Genomic DNA, 18,818 nt, shown 5'->3' with positions numbered 1-18,818 from the left:
ATCTAATGAAAAATAAAAAAAAGAGAAAATACGATTATATCGTCGTAGGCAGCGGTGCTGCAGGAGGGATCGTTTCATGTCGTCTCAGTGAACAACATCCAGATAGCGTTTGTCTTCTCGAAGCGGGATCGAGCAACTGGCACCCTTACCTGAACATACCGGCAGGGTTTATCAAGGTGATATTCAAACCCGGTTTTGCATGGCAATTCTCTACAGAGGCCAACGCGCTGACGCTCGATCGAAACATTCCTATTCCACAGGGGCGTGTTCTTGGTGGGTCGACCTCCATCAATGGCCTCGTTTATAACCGAGGACTCAAGTCGGACTATGACAACTGGTCAGCGTTGGGCAATGAAGGATGGGATTATAAAAGCGTACTTCCGTACTTCAACAAATGTGAACGCCGGATCGGCCATGCAAAAAATGAGACCCGAGGTTTCGATGGTTTGATTTCAGTGACGGACTCGAATTGGCCAGATGCGGTATGTGACGCTTTCATAGAGGGTGCCTCTGAATTTGGTATAAGCAAGAATCCGGATTATAACGGCACCTCCCAGGAGGGAGTCGGATATTTCCAACGCACCATCTTCTCTGGCAAACGAGTAAGCACCGCCAATACGTATATCAAAAGAGCCAAAAAGCAATTCGGCTTGATTGTGATGACGCATTCGCAGGTCACGAAAGTGCTATTCGATGGCAACCGCGCCATTGGCGTCGAATTCTTCAACTCTAAAAGCGGATCAATAGAAAACATCTATGCTAACAAGGAAGTGATTTTAAGCGCGGGTGCGATTAACACCCCTAAAATTCTCAATCTTTCAGGGATTGGGGGAATTAAGGATCTTGAAAAATTCAATATAACACCCGTCGCAGATTTACCGGGCGTCGGAAAAAATCTGAAAGATCATTATTCGATAAGAATTTCAAATAAAATTGAAAATGCAGTGACCATCAATGAAAGAGCGAAAGGGCCCAGACTCGCGCTTGAAGTTTTAAAATGGATTGTTAAAAAACCCAGCATTCTGAGTTTGAGCCCTTCTGTCGTGCACATTTTTTGCCGATCGAACAAGGAAGTTCAAGAGCCCGATCTGCAAGGCGTATTTTCACCCGCCAGCTACCGAAATGGCTATGTTGGTGTGCTGGATAAATACCCTGGCATGACATGTGGTTTCTGGCAGCATAGACCCAAAAGCACGGGTGAAGTAAAGCTGGTTTCCGATGACCCCTTTGACGCTCCCGCTGTTCAACCAAATTATCTGCAGCATGAGGAAGATCAGGAAAAGATAATTCTCTGCGCCAAGCTGGCACGCAAAATGATGTCAAGTGATGCTCTTGCGCCTTACAATCCCACCGAAACATTTCCAGGCAGTAAGTGCCAAACAGATCAGCAGATTCTCGACTTCTGTCGCCGTTATGGCGTATCGTCATATCATTTATGCGGCACGGCAAAAATGGGGCCGTCCAATGACTCAATGGCTGTCGTTGATTCAAGACTGCGTGTCAAAGGGATCACTTCGCTAAGAATTGTCGATGCTTCCGTCATGCCCGACATCCCCTCTGCCAATATCTGTGCCGCTACCATGATGATTGCCGAGAAAGCGTCAGACATGATCCTGGAAGACAGCAAGCGGAAGATCACAGTATAATTAACCTAAAGTTCACAAAACTTATATCATTTTTTAATAAAAAAAAGCTAATAATAGATAAATTATTTAACAAGCCCATCCTGAAGGCTACCAGCATAGCCGGTGCATGCGCGGGCAATTATGTCCGTCAGTAATGCCCCCTGGTTTCTGCCCCCCTGCATTAGCAGCGTAGGGTGTGCAGAAACCAGGGAGCATTACAGTAGTTTCTTACAGTGCAAATCGATACCCCAAAAGACGCAGCGCATTCAACGTGACCAGCACCGTGGCACCGGTGTCGGCCATGACTGCAATCCACATGCCGGTAAAGCCGAGCGCCGTCGAGAACAGAAAGATCGCCTTCAAGCCCAGCGCGAGAGCGACGTTGGCCTTGACGTTACCCAGCGTTGCCCGTGAGAGTGCGATCAACTCGGCAACGCCGGTCACGCGGTTTTTCAGCAGCGCCGCATCGGCGGCTTCCAGCGCCACGGCCGTGCCGCTGCCCATGGCAATGCCCACATCGGCGCGGGCAAGCGCGGGGGCGTCGTTGATTCCGTCACCCACCTTGGCAACCGGGCCACTGCCGCCCATCTGCCAGGCGGCGACACGCTCGGCCTTGTCTTCGGGCAGCAGCCCACCGTGAGCTTCGATGCCCAGCTGCTCGCCTATGGCAGTAACGGCGCGCGGGTTGTCACCGCTTAGCATGATCGGCGTAACGCCTAACCGTGCTAGCGCCGCGAGACCACGCTTGGCATCTTCACGTGGCTCATCGCGAAGCGCGATGGCACCAAGCACCCTGACCTGCCCCACTTCAGTTTCGCTGCTCGTATGCTCGCAGAGCACGGTCAGGGTATGGCCGCTGGCCTCGAGCGCCTCAATACGCGCGCGTGCGGACGCCTCAAGCGCTACCTCAAGGCGGGCAGGCGCCGACAAGCTAAAACGCCGCCCAGCGACAACGCCCTCGATGCCGATGCCGGGATGCGATACACCCATCTCGAGCGGAAGGCTTTCAAGGCTTTGCGCCTTCGCCTCGGCTACGATGGCGGTGGCCAGGGGATGGCTCGAACCGCTCTCCAGCGCCGCCGCCCAGGCCAGAATGGCGCTGGCGTCGGCGGCGTTCGTCCAGGTTTCGATAGCGGTCACGCGGGGCGCGCCCGCCGTCAGCGTGCCGGTCTTGTCGAGGGCGACGATCTTGACCTTACCCAACTGTTCGAGCACCGCGCCGCCTTTGATCAAAAGCCCCTGCCGCGCCCCGGCGGAGAGCCCCGCCGCGATGGCCGCCGGTGTCGAGATCACCAGCGCACAGGGGCAGGCAATGAGAAGAAGTGCAAGCGCGCGGTAGACCGACTCGCTCCAGCTAAGCCAAGAGGCCAAAGGCGGCACGACCATGACCAGCAGCGCCACACCAATCACCGCTGGCATGTAGTAGTAGGCGAAGCGGTCGATGAAACGCGCAATCGGGGCTTTAGCGGCCTGGGCCTGTTCGACTAGGCGAATGACGCGGGCAATGGTGTTGTCGGCGCTGCCACGCGTGACCTCGATATCGAGCACGGCTTGCAGATTGACCGTGCCGGCGAATACCTCGTCATCGACATCGCGAAAGCGCGGTACCGATTCGCCGTTGATCGGCGACTCGTCGATGTTCGAGGCGCCGCGCAGAACACGGCCATCACAGGGAATGCGCTCGCCAGGACGTACGCGCACGCGCTGCCCAGGCGTGAGCACGTCAGCCGCGACCTCCTCTAGCGAATCGTCAGGCTTGATCAGATTCGCCGCCGACGGTTTGAGATCGGCCAGCGCCGAGATGCTGCGCCGCGCCCGCGCCGAAGCGACGCCTTCGAGCAGCTCGCCCACGGCAAAGAGAAACACCACCACGGCGGCTTCTTCGGCGGCCCCGATCGCCAGCGCCCCAAGCGCGGCAATACTCATCAGCATTTCGATGGTGAAAACGTTGCCCCCACGCGCCGCGCGCAGAGCGGCCTGGAGAATCGGCACGAGCCCGACAAGCGTGGCCGCGATAAAGGGCCAGTGCCCTAGCGCTGGCCAAACGAGCTTGGCAAGCCAAGCCAGAGCGAGCAGCACGCCGGTGCCCAGCACTAGCTGCCCTTTGGGCGTTTGCCACCAGGGCTTAGGCGTATTCGCAGAGGTGGATGACAGTGAGACAGGTGGCGCGGCGTGGCAGCCGGATGTGCAGCAGGAAGACATGGCCTTGCTCCTCGTGGTGGCGTATGGTCAGGAGCATAAAGCCTGTAGTAACTAGAGGTTCAAGCCATGACGACGACATTACGCAAAGAGGCCATGACCATTGGCGCCCTGGCCAAAGCCGCAGGCTGCAAGCCGGAGACCATTCGCTATTACGAGCAGATCGGGCTACTCGATGCGCCCTCGCGCACCGAAGGCGGCCAGCGCCGCTACGCCAACGCCACACTGCAGCGCATGTTGTTCATCCGCCACGCGCGTGATTTCGGCTTCTCCATCGAGGCGGTACGCGAGCTTCTTCAGATGAGCGATCGCCCGACGCTTGGCTGCGCGGAAGTGGACGCGCTCGCCACGCGCCACCTCGAAGAGGTCGAGCGGCGCATTACGCGCTTGACCGCGCTTCGCGACGAGCTGCGGCGCACGCTTGCCCAGTGCGCCGGGGGCAAAGTGAAAAACTGCCGGGTCATTGAGGCGCTGAGCGATCACCGCCTCTGCGAGCATCAACTCGATGACCGCGACGATGCCCGTAACCCAACCGTTTGAGCTAGATCTCCACCGCGCGACCAATGAACTCGATGGGGCCCGTGGGCAAGCCCGTGGGCGAGCCGGTAGCGTCTTCCAGGGTCAGCTCGAAGAGCTGGTCGTCTTCGAGCGGCGGCAGTTCGTCAAGGCGCAGACGAATCGGGCCGCCCGGCTCGATCAGCCCAAGCGATACCGGCGCCTGCCAGTCGTCGGCTTTGGTCCAAAACTCCAGCGCCTTCCCTTCTGGAACCTCGAAGGTACCGAGGGGAATCAGCTCGATCTCCTGGCGCGTCGAGGCCTGAACCACCCAGCCTGCCGAGTCGGTTTGCGGCGCCATGAGTACCACCATGTACTGCGGCGTCACCGGCACGCTTGACGGATTGATCAGCAAGATACCCATCACCAGCGCTGCGGCCATGCCTAGGCCCGCTGCGGCGCGCCACGCCGGTAGGCTGTGCCACACGCCTTTGCGAGCCCGTTTGGGCATGGGTGTGGGCGCAGTCGAGGCTTGTTGGGCGGCACTTTTAACCGCCTGGGTAGCAGGTGTCTTTTGCGCCAAGCTTCGCTGAATGCGCGCCCAGAGATAATCGGAGGGCGCCACCGGCTCGGCCAGGGCGCTATAGGGGTGAAAGCGCATCTCCCACGCCTCGACCGCTTTTTGCAAAGCGGGCTCGTGGGCTAGGCGCTGTTCGACGCGACGCCGCTCGTCGTGGGGCAGCGTGCCTAGCACGTACTCGCCCGCGAGAACGTGATCGTCATCGCCGAGTGTAGGTGTCGTCATGCCATGCACTCCCGTAAACGCAGCAGGCTGCGCTTGATCCACGCCTTGACGGTGCCCAGTGGCGTGCCCGTGTGCTCGGCGATTTCGGCGTGGCTCAAACCATCGACGTAAGCGTGCAAGACACAGTTGCGCCGCTCGGGCGTCAGCGTCTTGAGGCATTCGTCGATACGCTCGCCCGTCTGCCAATCGAAGGCTTCGCTCACGGGGGTCGAGGGGCTAACGCCCTCCTCTTGCCCCTCGTCGTGTTCGGCATCGGTGCCATTAGCGCTGAACTCGGCGTCGAACCCGACCTCGCGATCGCGATAGCGAATGGCGTTGAGCGCCAAATGACGCGCCACGCTGAACATCCAGCTACGCCCCGAACCCCGGCTGGGGTCAAAGGTGTCGGCACGCTGCCAGATGTTGAGGCAGGCATCGTGAACGATGTCTTCGGCCATACCACGGTCCTTGACGATGCGCATCACCACGCCCAACAGGCGTGCGCCTTCGTGTTGATACAGTGTCTTCAATGCCTGCTGATCGCCCTGAGCACAGCGGGTGATCAGCGCCGCATGATCGCAGCTAGTGGATACGTCAGTCACACCTTGGCTCCCTGATGACGGGCCGACGCCGAGCGTCGCTCTCATCAGCAGCATACGGGGCCAAGGGCTAGGCAAGCCAGCCTACTCCTTCAACGCAAAACGACCCAGGCCACCTACGTCGTCGTCAACGTCGTCACCTGGGTCGTGCCTGGCGCATTAATCCTTCAACGCGCCCTTAGCCGTTGGCCCCTTGCCGGTGTCACATCCACCGGCAAGCGTGCCTTAGGCCAGTCGATTAGTTCGCGGTCCAGAAGATGTAATCGGCTTGGTACTCGACGATTTCGGTGTCGCCTTCGTTGTCGGCGCTGCACGCCATATCGGGGGCGACGCCACCCTCGGTGGCCAAGCGCTGGATGTAGGCAACGCCGACCATTTCGCCGTCACCTTCAGCGGGGTTGGCTTCGACCAACTGGAACGGGATGTTGCCGTCACCGCCAGGAGCAGTGGCGAGTTCGGTGCCGGTCACAGAGGAGCCGTCGCTGGCTTCCCAAGTGGCGGGTGGGCCGAAGTAGCGACCGACTTGGTTGCCGTCGGTATCGTTAAGAACGGCGTCGGGGCCTTTGAATACCCAACCTACCGTGCCATCGTCCTTGGTTTCACAGGCGTAGGTGATCTCGCCCACACCGACGGTTTCGAGCATCACGGTGTGGCCGTCCGGTACCTGGACTTCCTCCGGCACGTCGGCCAGAGCGGCTTGACTGAAAGCGGTCGCGACAAGGGCGGCCAGCGTAGCTTGCGCAAATTGTTGGCGTTTCATGTTCAGTCTCCTTGGGGTAATCAGCCCCCGCTAATGGCGGCTGTATAGGGAATACCCGCGAGCGACGCGATTGGATGCAGCCAAGACGAAATTTTTTTAAATTTTTTCCAAAAAAAAGAGGCCGCGATAACGCGACCTCCCGACAACTGCCCCGATAAACGGGTGCTAACAGCCTCTTACTTGGCCGTCGCCTGCATGGCGATGGCGGTATCCAGCATACGGTTGGAGAAGCCCCACTCGTTGTCGTACCACGCCATGATCTTCACCAAGCGACCGTTGACGCGGGTGTGGTTGGCGTCGAAGGTCGATGAGTGCGCATCGTGGTTGAAGTCGATGGAGACCAGCGGCTGAGCATTGACCGCCAACACCGGCGAGTTGGCCGCAGCGTCTTTGACGATGGCGTTGATCTCCTCTTTCGAGGTCTCGCGCCCGGCGGTGAAGGTCAAATCTACCAGTGAGACATTGATCACCGGCACGCGTACCGCAAGACCATCGAACTTACCGGCAAGCTCCGGCAGCACCAGGCCAACGGCAGCGGCAGCCCCCGTCTTGGTCGGAATCATCGACTGGGTGGCACTGCGTGCGCGGTAAGGGTCGGAGTGGTAGACATCCGAAAGATTCTGGTCATTGGTATACGCATGAACGGTCGTCATCAGGCCGTTCTCGATACCCACGGCGTCGTTGAGCGCCTTGGCGACCGGCGCCAGGCAGTTGGTGGTGCACGAGGCGTTCGAAACCACGGTGTGGTCGGCCGTTAGCACATGCTCGTTGACGCCGTAGACCACGGTGGCATCGGCATCGGGGCTGGGGGCGGAGATCAGCACGCGCTTGGCGCCGGCCTCGATATGCTTGGCAGCGGCGTCACGCTTGGTGAAAAGCCCGGTACACTCCATTACCAAGTCGATATTCAGATCATTCCAGGGCAGCTTGACCGGATCGCGCTCGGAGGAGATGGCGATCTTGTCGCCGTCGACGCTCAGGCTCGTCTCGTCGTGCTCGACGCTAAAGGGAAAATGACCGTGAACGCTGTCATGGCGGAGCAGGTGCGCGTTCAGCGACGGATCACCCAGATCATTGATCGCCACGACCTGAAGGCGGTCGCGATAGCCGTTCTCGTAGAGTGCGCGAAGTACGTTACGTCCGATCCGTCCAAACCCGTTGATTGCAACTCTGATGGTCATGCTGACACCTCCCACTGCGTGGACACTGGCTTCATTCCAGTAAAAAAATTACCAAAAAGATCGCTAAAAGCCGGTTAAAGGGGGCTCCAGGCCAGTCATTGCGCTTAAGCGCGCTGGCGAGCCACCATTTTGTAGTAAAATTACTATATTAGCGCTATCGTAGTCCACACCTAGATGGCCACCCGTTTGCTCGTAGCTCTCGCAAGGCCAGGGCAAAACGCCCAGCGACGTCGCGGCCTACAAATGCGCCAGTGCCATAGTGTTTCAGCTACCCTATTTGGCACATACTGTGCACCATAAGCCTTGGGCATAGCGGCGCAAAACGAGTCTGCGCAACGGGTCATACTCGATACGGCCATACATAACAGTGAGTAAGAATAGTGGGTAGACGCGGCGCCTACCCCGCCACCTTTAAGGAGAACGCACACGTGAGCTCATCGATTTCCTCCGTTCCGCTTCGTCGTACCAAGATCGTCGCCACCCTAGGGCCCGCCAGCGACCGACCCGGCGTGCTCGAAGCCATGATCAAGGCAGGCGTCGACGTCGTGAGACTCAACTTCTCCCACGGCAGCGCCGACGATCATCGCCGTCGCTTGAGCGAGGTGCGCGAGATCGCCCAGCGCCTTGGCCGCAGCGTTGCGGCACTGGGTGACCTTCAAGGCCCCAAGATTCGTATCGCCCGCTTCAAAGAAGGCCCGATTCAACTTCAAGTAGGCGCTCCCTTCGTTCTCGACATGGCGCTCGATAGCAACGCCGGTAACGCCGAGCGCGTTGGCTGCGACTACAAGTCGCTGATCGACGATGTCGTCGAAGGCGACCGCCTGCTGCTCGACGATGGCCGCGTGGTGCTCGATGTCACCGCCGTCAAGGGCAAGGAAGTACACACGCGCGTGCACGTTGGCGGCAAGCTCTCCAACAACAAGGGCATCAACAAGCAGGGCGGCGGCCTGTCTGCCCCCGCGCTCACCGAGAAAGACAAGGAAGACCTGAAGACGGCCGTCGCCATTGGTGTCGACTACCTCGCCGTTTCGTTCCCGCGCAGCGCCGCCGACATGCAGGAAGCCCGCGACCTGCTCGGTGAAGAGGGTAAGGAGATTGGCCTCGTCGCCAAACTCGAACGCGCCGAAGCGGTCGCCAATGACGAAACCCTCGACGGCATCATCGTCGCCTCCGAGGCGGTGATGGTCGCTCGCGGCGACTTGGGCGTCGAGATCGGTGACGAAGCGCTGATCGGCACCCAGAAGCGCATCATCAAGCATGCCCGCACGCTCAACCGCGCCGTCATCACCGCCACGCAGATGATGGAGTCGATGATCACCTCTCCCCTGCCGACGCGCGCCGAGGTCTTCGACGTAGCCAATGCCGTGCTCGACGCCACCGACGCCGTTATGCTTTCGGCCGAAACCGCCGCAGGTGACTACCCGGTAGAGACCGTCGAGGCGATGAACCGCGTGTGCCTTGGCGCCGAGCGCGAGCGCGTTGCCCAATCCTCGGGCCACCGCATTCACGAGGGGTTCGAGCGCACCGACGAGACCATCGCCCTATCGGCCATGTACGCCGCCAACCATCTCAAAGGCGTTAGCGCCATCGCCTGCATGACCTCGACCGGCTATACCCCGCTGATCGCCTCGCGCATTCGCTCGCGCCTGCCCATCGTCGGCTTGGCCCATAGCCCAGTGGCCCAGCGGCGCATGGCGCTTTATCGCGGCGTGGTGTCGATTCCCTTCGATACCACTCACATGGCGCCCACCGAGGTCAATCAAGAGGCGCTCAAGCTTCTCACCGCCCATGGATTGGCCCGCCCAGGCGAGCATGTCATCCTCACCCGCGGTGATCACATGAACGCCCATGGCGGCACCAATACGATGAAGATCATCGCCGTCGAATCCGAATAACACGAGCGTGACTGGAGAGCGCCCATGAACGATGCCCGACCGCCGCGCCAAGCGCAGCGCACCCTACCAGCGCAAAAGCGCATCGCTTTGATCGCCCACGACGGCAAGAAGAGCGAGATGCTCGAATGGGCCGAGCGCTGGCAAGAAACGCTGCAAAAGCACCGTTTGGTCGGCACGGGCACTACGGCTGGGCGCCTTAAGAGCCAGCTCGGGCTCGAGGTCGAAGGATTGATGAGCGGGCCGCTAGGGGGCGATCAGCAGATCGGCGCGCGCATCGCCGAGCAGACGCTGGATATTCTGGTGTTCTTCTGGGACCCCTTCGCCCCGCAGCCCCACGACCCTGACGTCAAAGCACTCCTGCGCCTGGCAGCGCTATGGAACGTGCCGGTGGCCTGCAACGCCGCCAGCGCCGATTTCCTGCTCTCTTCGCCCTATCTCAGCGCCAGCTACGATCTATCGATTCCCGATGCCAACGCCTGGGCCAACGCGCGTATCTAAGCGTGGGTAACGCTTAAAGCGCGTAATACGTTAACGCGAGCGCCGCTTGATACGGCGCTCGACCACTCGCCTTCCCACGCCGCTCAGGGCGTTTTCTTGCCCGCACTCCACTTTACGCTCCCAATCACTTGCTACAGCACCGGCCAAAGCGCTACTTAGCGCCAACTCGGCGATACGGTCGTAGTCTTGCAGCGCCGAGTTGACCGGCTGGGGTAAAAAATCGAGCAGACGATGATCGCCGAAGGTGGCCAAACGCAGTGAGGAGGAAAGCCCACCGCGTTCGAGTAACACGTCGAACACCCCCTCCATCATGGTGTAGGAGGCCGTGACCAGCGCATCGATACTGCCTTGGACAAAGAGTTGGTGGGCAAGCCGCTGCCCTTCGCTGCGCTCGTAGCGCACGCCACTCATACACAGCGGCTCGGCGCCGCTTTCGCTTATCGCAGCCAAGAACCCCGCTCGGCGCTGCTGGCTGATCGAGAGTTCGGGCATGGCATCGAGCCAGAGCACGCGCTGCGTCGAGGGAGTAAGAATCGACGCCGTAAGCGCCTTGGCGGCAGCGTAATCATCGCTGACCACGCTGACGAAACGCTGGGGGTCGAGCCCACGGTCCATGCCCACCACGCGCCAGCCCTCTTCGGCAAGCGTGGGGTAGAAGTCGTCCTCTTCGGGCAGGCAGCTTGCGGTGATTAACGCTTCACAGCGCTGGGCGCGCAGCGCCAAGGCCAGGCCGCGTTCGCTTTCGGCGTCATCGTCGGAGCTTACGATCAAGAGCCGATAGCCGCGCTCGCGGGCGCCGCGTTCGAGCCGCTTGGCCAAACGCGCATAGCTTGGGTTTTCCAGATCCGGCACGATCAATCCCAACAGACGGCTTGCGCCTCGGCGCAGCGCCGCTGCTTGCGGGTCGACCTGATAGCGATGCTCGCGTACCACCGCCATGACCCGCTCGATGGTCGCCGCGCTAATGCGCCGCTCTTGCGCCTGCCCGTTGACGACATAGCTGGCAGTGGTACGCGAGACCCCCGCGAGCCGGGCGATGTCGGCCAGTGTCATGCTAGCGTTTTCCCCATTCGATATACCCTCTCCCTCATCACTCACACAACGCACTCATACAGCAGGCTAGCGCGAACGCAGTGTAACAGCGCCTTGGCCTCACCCCGACCAAAGTCTATGGAAAAGGCGCTTGTATCGTTAGCTGAATCGTTTCAGCCTTGGCTATCAATCTATTGTATCCTTGGCCAAAATCCTAGAGAGATAGCTCGGGGCTGAGATTGCACCCGCCCTTGGTCATCTTCACGGCACCGTCTTCGAGAAGGCATCGTTTTTTGAACGGGAGAACCGCATGCTTACACTAGGCCCTAACGAGGTGTTGCTTGGCCATCGCGCCGATGCCTGGCAGCACGCTCTGGACGCCGCCGCGCAGGCACTGGTGGACGCCAAGCTGGTCGATACCGCCTATCGCGATGGGCTCCACGCTCGCGAGGCACAGTCTTCGACTTATCTGGGCAACGGCATCGCCATTCCCCACGGCACCCCTGAAAGCCGCCAACACGTGCACAAAACCGGCGTGCGCGTGCTGCAGTTCCCAGAGGGCGTCGAGTGGCACGATGGGCAGCGTGTCTATGTGTTGGTTGTCATCGCCGCCCAGAGCGACGAGCATCTGGATATTCTGCGTCAGCTGACCCACGCCCTCGACCGCGAAGGCATCGCCCAAGCGCTTGCCAGCGCGACTCAGCCCGAGGCCGTGGCCGCGCTGCTTTCACGCCCGCCCACCACCACGCACCTGGACCGCGATACGCTGTGCCTGCAGTTTCCCGCGCGCAGCGTTCAAGAGCTTGCCCTTGCCAGCGCCGCGCGGCTGCGCCAGCGCGGCTTAGTCGACAACACCTTCATAGCCGATATTGCCGCTCGCCCGCCAGTTTGGCTCGGCCAGGGGTTTTGGCTTGCGAGCAGCGCCCAGGGCGTCGAGGCGCCAGCGCTGGGCCTTGCCACCCCAGCCACTGACACGCTAAGCGAGCGCGCAGGCGAGCACGAACGCCCTGTCCACGTACTCTTCTGCTTAGCTGCTCAAGGCGATGCCCACTGGCCGCTGCTGGAGCGCCTGGACGGCGTGCTCGAGGCTGCCGCCAGCGAGACGTTATTGGCCGCCTCGGAAGCCAAGATATTGGCGCTGCTGGCAGGAGAATCCGCAACCAGCGAAAGCCGCCGCGTGCGTATCCTCAACCCGCACGGCCTGCACGCCCGCCCGGCCAAGGCGCTGGTGCAGCTCGCCCGCGCCCAGGGCGTGGCAGTGAACGTACGCCTGGAAGAGGATGGCGCCCGCAGCGTTTCCCTGGCGAGCCTGACCAAAGTGCTGGGCCTTGGCGCACGTCACGGCCAGTGGCTGGTCCTCTCCGCCGAAGGCGAAGGGGCCACCAAGGCGCTGGATACCCTGACAGCCGCCATCGAAGCGGGCTTGGGCGAGCACGTGGTACCCATCAGCGATGATGGCGTTATAGATAAAACCTCAACTGTCACCGCAGAAAAGCCAAGCGCGAGTTCACCTCAAACGCCCACCGCCCCGGTCGTGCCAATCGCAGCCGATACGCCACACCAGGGCGTGGCCGCCTCTCCCGGCCTTGCCATCGCCCCGGTTTTCGTAGTGCGCCCCCTGGTATTTGATTACCCCGAGCAGGCAAGCGATCCCGAGCGCGAACAGGCACGGCTGGACGACGCCCTGCATAGCGCAGCGGTAACGCTTGCCGAGTTAGTCAAGGATGCGTCCAACGATGACGTCGCCGACATTCTCGCCATGCACGCTGAAATGCTCGACGACCCCGAACTTCGCCAGGATGCCCGCGAGGCGATTCACGCGGGCCGCTCCGCCGAGGCGGCTTGGTGGCAGGCCATCGAGAGCGCTGCCCACGCCCAGGAGCGCCTTGCCGACCGGCTACTGGCCGAGCGCGCGGCGGATCTGCGCGACGTCGGCCGTCGCGTGCTGGGGATTCTCTGCCAAGTGGATATGCCCACGCCGCCTGCCCACCCCTACATTTTGGTGATGGACGATATCGCGCCGTCTGACGTAGCGCGATTGGATACCGCCCAGGTGCGCGGCATTCTGACCCAACGCGGCGGCGCCACGGCGCACAGCGCAATTCTTGCGCGCTCGCTGGGCATTCCAGCGGTGGTCGGCGCGGGCGAGGCGGTGATGGCGCTGGAAAACTCAAGCCTAATGATTCTCGATGGCGAGCGCGGCCAGATAATTCCCATGCCTTCCAACGCACGCCAGGCTCGGGCCGAGCAGCAGCGCGAAGCACTAGAGCGCCGCCGGGCCGAAGCCTGGGAGCACCGCTTCGCGCCCGGCGCCACGCGCGATGGCCACCGCGTGGAGGTCGCCGCCAACTTGGGCGCTACCGCCGATACCGCCGACGCGGTAGAAAACGGCGCCGAAGGCGTGGGCCTTTTGCGCACCGAGTTTCTGTTCATGGCGCACGCCAGCGCCCCCGCGCTCGATACCCAAGTCGCTGAGTATCGCCACGCCGTCGAAGCGCTCGCTGGCCGCCCGCTAGTGGCCCGTACTCTCGATGTCGGCGGCGACAAGCCGCTGCCCTACTGGCCGCTACCCGCCGAGGAGAACCCCTTTCTGGGGCTTCGCGGCATCCGCCTCGCGCTCACCCAGCCGGAAGTGCTCGCTACTCAGCTCGAAGCGCTGCTACGCGCCGGGCGCGGCGCGCCGCTGCGCATCATGCTGCCGATGGTCAAGGACGTGGCCGAGTTTCGCGCCGCCAAGGCGCTGTTCGATGCGCTGATGCAGCGGCTTACCCCCGAAGAGCGCGCGACCGACGTCGAGCTCGGCGTGATGATCGAGGTGCCCGCCAGCGCCCTACTAGCGCCAAGCCTTGCCACTGAAGTGGACTTCTTCTCCATCGGCACCAACGATCTGACCCAGTACACCCTGGCGATCGACCGTGGCCACCCGGTGCTCTCCGCTCAGGCTGACGGCCTGCACCCGGCGGTGCTACGGCTGATTCAGATGACCGTCGACGCCGCCCACGCCCAAGGCAAATGGGTCGGCGTGTGCGGTGAGCTCGCCTCCGATGCGACAGCCGTGCCGGTACTGGTAGGGCTCGGCGTCGATGAGCTTTCGGTGAGCGCTCGCCAAGTACCGCTAGTGAAGGCGCGCCTGCGCGAGTTCGACCTCGCCGATGCCAAGGCCGCCGCCGAGCTGGCACTTGGTCACGCCACGGCAAGCGATGTGCGCGATGCGCTGGAGGCACGTTAATGGCTCGCGTGCTCTGCATTACTCTCAACCCGGCGCTGGATCTCGCTTTCGATCTCGACACCTTGGTGCCGGGTGCGGTCAATCGCTCCCAGCGGGCGCACCTTGAAGCGGCAGGCAAAGGCGTCAACGTCGCCCGCGTACTGGCAGGCTTAGGTCATGACGTCAGCGTCAGCGGCTTTCTCGGCGCCGACAACGACGCCCCCTTCCGCCGCGCCTTCGAGCAGTTGGGTGTGCGGGATGGTTTTGTCCGCGTACCGGGCGAAACACGCATCAACGCCAAGCTCGCCGAGGCCAGCGGCCGGGTGACCGATATCAACGGCCCCGGCATCGCCATCTCATCCGATACCCTCGCCGCCTTTAAGCGCCAAACCAATGAAGCACTGGAAGGCTCAGACGCCCCGGATGCGGTGCTCATCGCCGGGAGCCTCCCGCCCGGTATGGCACTGGCAGACTTCAGCGCCCTACTCAAGCGGCTAAAAGCGCGCCACGTGCCGCTCTGGGTGGATACCAGCGGCGAGGCGCTACGCGCCGCCATCGACATCGCCCCCGCCGCGCTCAAGCCCAACGAGGTGGAGCTGTCCGATTGGGCAGGCAAAACGTTGGACAGCCACGCCAAACGCCTGGACGCCGTCAACCGGCTTCACCAAGCGGGCGTTGCCAACGCCATGCTCTCGGCAGGCGCTGACGGCGTGCTCTGGGCAAGCCAAATGGGCGTTTGGCAGGCGAGCCCGCCGCGCGTCGAGGCGGTCAATACGGTATGCGCGGGCGACACCTTCGTTGCCGGTATGCTGCACGGCCAGCTCATGGGGCACTCGCCCGAGACGACGCTGCGCTTTGCTACCGCGCTTTCTGCGGAGGCGGTTCGCCACGTCGGCGTGGGCGACCCCAACGCGCCTGATTTCACGCAGCTTTTACACGCTACTCACTTACAACGTCTGGACGCCGAAAGCGCCAAGGGAACCACGCCATGAACCTGATTCTGATTACCGCCTGCCCTAGTGGCATGGCCACGACCTTTCTCGCCGCGCGGCGCCTAGAGCAGGCGGCCAAGCGCCAGGGCTGGAACGTTCACGTCGAAATGCACGGCGAAGTCGCTCCTCTCGAAGCGGCAAGCGTTGATCAGATCGCCACTGCCGATTTGATCGTGGTCGCGGCCGACCAGGTGCCCGGCGCCGAGCGCTTCGAAGGCAAACGCCTTTACCAAGCGCCCATCGCCGAGGCGCTGCCCGACCCTGCCGCCTTCTTGGCCACCGCCAAGCGTGAGGCACCGCTCTATACGCCGCCTGCATCGGCCGCACCTGCGGCTCCGCGCGACGGCAAAGGCCAAACGCGCATCGTTGCGGTCACCGCTTGCCCTACCGGCGTTGCTCATACATTCATGGCCGCCGAGGCGCTGAATGAGGCGGGTAAGGCGCTGGGGCACGCCATGCGCGTCGAAACCCAGGGCTCGGTAGGCGCGCAAAACAAGCTTAGCGATGCCGAGATCGAAGCGGCCGACGTGGTGGTGCTGGCCTGCGACATCGAGGTCGACCCTACCCGCTTTGCGGGCAAGCGGATCTATCGCACCTCGACCGGCAATGCACTGAAAAAGCCGCGCGACACGCTCGAAGCTGCGCTAGAGAGTGCCCAGATCGAAGATCACAGCGCGACCGGCGAGCAGACAACGGCAACGGGTGGTAAATCCAAAAGCGGTAGCGAAAAAGGCATCTATCGGCACCTGCTCACTGGGGTGTCCTTCATGCTGCCCATGGTGGTGGCGGGCGGGTTGATCACTGCGCTCTCGTTCACCTTCGGCATTACGGCCTTCGAACAGGAGGGAACGCTTGCCGCAGCGCTGATGCAGATCGGGGGCGGCACGGCTCTGGCACTCATGGTGCCGATATTGGCAGGCTACATCGCCTACTCGATCGCCGATCGTCCCGGTATTGCGCCGGGGATGATCGGCGGCATGCTCGCCAGCACCATCGAGGCAGGGTTCATCGGCGGCATCCTGGCGGGCTTTCTTGCTGGTTATACGGCCCTCGCGGTGGCCCGCTGGGTGAGGCTCCCTTCAAGCGTCGAGTCGCTCAAGCCCATCCTGATCATCCCGCTCGTGGCGAGCCTGGTGACGGGGTTGGTAATGATCTACGTGATCGGCGAGCCGGTCGCGGCGATTCTAGCGGCATTGGAAACCTTCCTGGCCGATATGGACTCCACCAACGCCGTACTGCTTGGGCTATTGCTCGGCGCGATGATGTGCTTCGACCTGGGCGGGCCGGTCAACAAGGCCGCCTACGCTTTCGGCGTGGGGCTGCTTTCTTCACAAACCTACGCGCCCATGGCCGCGATCATGGCGGCGGGAATGGTGCCCGCCATCGGCATGGGCATCGCAAGCGTCATCGCCCGACACAAGTTCTCCGCACCGGAGCGCGAGGCAGGCAAGGCCTCCTTCGTGCTGGGGCTTTGCTTCATCAGCGAGGGCGCCATTCCCTTTGCTGCCAAGGATCCGCTGCGTGTCATTCCCGTCTGCATCGTCGGCGGCGCGGTCACCGGCGCGCTCTCCATGCTGGCCGGTGCGCAGCTGATGGCCCCCCACGGCGGGATCTTCGTGCTGCTGATTCCCCACGCCATTACACCTGCCCTGCTCTATTTGGGCGCAATCGTGGTGGGCTCGCTCATCACCGGGCTGGGTTACGCCATGCTCAAACGTGGCGCCGCCCAGGTGGCGGTGGCGAGCTAATCGTCAATGCTGCAACAGGGGCGAGCCATGGGCTCGCCCCTTTCGTTTGTGTCGTTTGCACCGGTGAGTTTTCCTGGTAGCGCTTTTTTTGTAGTATTTTTACATACATAACACTCCCCGGCTTTGCACCGGGCACCACCACGGACCGCGCCATGTTTCAACTGACTCGCAGTGTGACCTGGCAGGCGCTCGAACGCCTGCGCGACAAGAGCTACAACGACCGTATCCGCGACTACTTCGACCGCGACCCAGAGCGCTTCGAGAAGATGAGCGTACGCGTGGGCGGGCTTTTTCTCGACTACTCCAAGCACCACGTCTCCGATGAGGTGCTCGACAAGCTATTGGAGCTTGCCGATCATTCGGCGCTGGTACAGCGCCGGGCGCAGATGTTCTCCGGCGACATCATCAACGTCACCGAAAACCGCCCGGTGCTACATACGGCGCTTAGAAACTTGGGCGACACCCCGGTCTTCGTCGACGGCGAGGACGTGATGCCGGAAATCACCCGCACCCGCGATCAGATCAAGGCCTTTTCCGAGGCCGTCAGAAGCGGGGAATGGAAAGGCTATAGCGGCAAGCCAATCAAGGACGTGGTCAATATCGGCATTGGCGGCTCAGATCTCGGCCCCAATATGGCGGTGCGTGCGCTTCTGAAGTACCGCCAAGCGGGGCTTCACTTTCACTTCGTTTCCAACGTCGATGGCACCCATATCCAAAAGGTGCTGTCGCGACTCGACCCGGCCACCACGCTCTTTATCGTCTCGACCAAGACCTTCTCCACGCAGGAAACCCTGCTCAACGCCAAGACCGCGCGACGCTGGTTCGTGGAGAACGCAGGCGATGATGCCGACGTCGGCGCGCACTTCATCGCTGCCTCTACTAACCGTAAAGCGGCGATGGCATTCGGCATTCGCGAAGAGAACGTATTCGAATTCTGGGCTTGGGTAGGCGGGCGCTACTCGATGTGGTCTTCGATTGGCCTACCGATTGCGCTCTCCATCGGTTTCGAAGGCTTCATCGAACTGCTCGAAGGCGCCCACGAGATGGATCGCCACTTCATCGAAGCGCCGTTTGCCCAGAACATGCCGGTGCTGATGGCACTAATCGGCATCTGGTACATCAACTTCATCGGCGCCGAGACCCAGGCCATCGTGCCCTACGATCAGGCGCTCAACCAGCTACCATCGTTTTTGCAGCAGCTCGATATGGAATCCAACGGCAAGTCGGTGGACATCTTCGGTCATCCGGTCAACTACAAGACCGGGCCGATCGTGTGGGGTCAAACGGGCTCCAACGGCCAGCATGCTTTCTTTCAGCTTTTGCACCAAGGCACGCGCTACGTGCCCATCGACTTCATCGCCTCGCTCAAACCCGAACCCGGCATGGAGGAGCACCACTTTGCCCTTCTGACCAACATGCTCGCCCAGGCCAACGCCTTCATGGAGGGCAGCCACGGCGAAGGCCAAGAACTGAGCCAGGATCCATACAGCTGCCCCGGCAACCGCCCTTCCAGCACTCTGCTACTCGACGAACTGACGCCCAAGAACCTCGGCGCGCTAATCGCGCTATACGAACACAAGGTGTTCGTCCAAGGCGTGATCTGGAACATCAACTCCTTCGATCAGTGGGGTGTTCAGTTGGGTAAGCGCATCGCCGGTGAAATCAGCGAACGCATCGACACCAACGCCGCGGATTTCGACGCTTCGACACAGGGGCTGTTGGCGCTGGTGCGCAAGCACTTCAACTGACGAACATCATTCGAGCCAATGTCACCGCCCACCAGCGTGCCATCGACGAAGATG

14 protein-coding genes are annotated in these 18,818 nt (G+C 61.6%); 8 read left to right on the top strand and 6 right to left on the bottom strand.

Features of this window, described 5'->3' with window-relative positions; translation table 11 throughout:
- Nucleotides 1-5: 5 nt before the first annotated feature.
- The gene (locus tag LLY24_RS07835; protein ID WP_259035726.1) at nt 6-1,646 is read left to right on the top strand and encodes a GMC family oxidoreductase; all 1,641 of its coding nucleotides are present in this window, start codon (nt 6-8) and stop codon (nt 1,644-1,646) included.
- Nucleotides 1,647-1,853: 207 nt separating this feature from the next.
- Here LLY24_RS07835 and LLY24_RS07830 read toward each other — a convergent pair whose 3' ends face one another.
- The gene (locus LLY24_RS07830) at nt 1,854-3,827 is read right to left on the bottom strand and encodes a heavy metal translocating P-type ATPase (protein WP_259035725.1); all 1,974 of its coding nucleotides are present in this window, start codon (nt 3,825-3,827) and stop codon (nt 1,854-1,856) included.
- Nucleotides 3,828-3,893: 66 nt separating this feature from the next.
- On the opposite strand from LLY24_RS07830, the gene LLY24_RS07825 reads away from it, so the two are divergent.
- The gene (locus LLY24_RS07825) at nt 3,894-4,364 is read left to right on the top strand and encodes a MerR family transcriptional regulator (RefSeq protein WP_259035724.1); all 471 of its coding nucleotides are present in this window, start codon (nt 3,894-3,896) and stop codon (nt 4,362-4,364) included.
- A 1-nt stretch (nt 4,365) separates the two neighbouring features.
- On the opposite strand, the gene LLY24_RS07820 is transcribed toward LLY24_RS07825, so the two are convergent.
- The 4 genes from LLY24_RS07820 to gap form a co-directional block, all read right to left on the bottom strand.
- Nucleotides 4,366-5,124, bottom strand: coding sequence for an anti-sigma factor (locus LLY24_RS07820; protein WP_259035723.1), 759 nt, complete (start codon nt 5,122-5,124; stop codon nt 4,366-4,368).
- Complete coding sequence (locus tag LLY24_RS07815) at nt 5,121-5,705, bottom strand: sigma-70 family RNA polymerase sigma factor (RefSeq protein WP_259035722.1); 585 nt, start codon at nt 5,703-5,705, stop codon at nt 5,121-5,123. Before LLY24_RS07815 ends, LLY24_RS07820 begins: the two co-directional genes overlap by 4 nt.
- 235 nt (nt 5,706-5,940) lie before the next feature.
- Entirely contained in the window at nt 5,941-6,462 is a 522-nt protein-coding gene (locus LLY24_RS07810; RefSeq protein ID WP_259035721.1) for a DUF3455 domain-containing protein, read from the bottom strand.
- Between the two features lie 176 nt (nt 6,463-6,638).
- Nucleotides 6,639-7,643 (bottom strand): type I glyceraldehyde-3-phosphate dehydrogenase, encoded by a 1,005-nt coding sequence (gap, locus tag LLY24_RS07805; RefSeq protein ID WP_259035720.1) that lies wholly within the window; start codon nt 7,641-7,643, stop codon nt 6,639-6,641.
- 428 nt (nt 7,644-8,071) lie between these two features.
- Between gap and pyk the strand changes: the two genes are divergently transcribed.
- Together pyk and LLY24_RS07795 are read left to right on the top strand one after the other, a co-directional pair.
- Nucleotides 8,072-9,538, top strand: coding sequence for a pyruvate kinase (gene pyk / locus LLY24_RS07800; protein WP_259035719.1), 1,467 nt, complete (start codon nt 8,072-8,074; stop codon nt 9,536-9,538).
- 24 nt (nt 9,539-9,562) lie between these two features.
- A complete protein-coding gene (locus tag LLY24_RS07795) occupies nt 9,563-10,036 on the top strand; it encodes a methylglyoxal synthase (protein ID WP_259035718.1) in 474 nt (157 codons plus the stop codon).
- Nucleotides 10,037-10,066: 30 nt separating this feature from the next.
- On the opposite strand, the gene cra is transcribed toward LLY24_RS07795, so the two are convergent.
- Complete coding sequence (gene cra, locus LLY24_RS07790) at nt 10,067-11,089, bottom strand: catabolite repressor/activator (RefSeq protein WP_259035717.1); 1,023 nt, start codon at nt 11,087-11,089, stop codon at nt 10,067-10,069.
- A 289-nt stretch (nt 11,090-11,378) separates the two neighbouring features.
- Here cra and ptsP point away from each other — a divergent pair, with 289 nt between their 5' ends.
- The 4 genes from ptsP to pgi all read left to right on the top strand — a co-directional run bounded on the left by ptsP (nt 11,379) and on the right by pgi (nt 18,764).
- Complete coding sequence (ptsP, locus tag LLY24_RS07785; RefSeq protein ID WP_259035716.1) at nt 11,379-14,297, top strand: phosphoenolpyruvate--protein phosphotransferase; 2,919 nt, start codon at nt 11,379-11,381, stop codon at nt 14,295-14,297.
- Entirely contained in the window at nt 14,297-15,268 is a 972-nt protein-coding gene (pfkB, locus tag LLY24_RS07780; protein ID WP_259035715.1) for a 1-phosphofructokinase, read from the top strand. Before ptsP ends, pfkB begins: the two co-directional genes overlap by 1 nt.
- Nucleotides 15,265-17,016, top strand: a complete 1,752-nt coding sequence (locus LLY24_RS07775) for a PTS fructose-like transporter subunit IIB (RefSeq protein WP_259035714.1) — start codon at nt 15,265-15,267, stop codon at nt 17,014-17,016. The genes pfkB and LLY24_RS07775 overlap by 4 nt, the downstream gene beginning before the upstream one ends.
- 152 nt (nt 17,017-17,168) lie before the next feature.
- A complete protein-coding gene (gene pgi / locus LLY24_RS07770) occupies nt 17,169-18,764 on the top strand; it encodes a glucose-6-phosphate isomerase (RefSeq protein ID WP_259035713.1) in 1,596 nt (531 codons plus the stop codon).
- Nucleotides 18,765-18,818 lie beyond the last annotated feature (54 nt).

The sequence above is a fragment of the Halomonas dongshanensis genome, from assembly GCF_024790395.1.
Lineage (GTDB): Bacteria > Pseudomonadota > Gammaproteobacteria > Pseudomonadales > Halomonadaceae > Vreelandella > Vreelandella dongshanensis.
The sequence above is the reverse complement of the archived record's forward strand: the minus strand, read 5'-3'. Positions and strand labels throughout refer to the sequence as shown.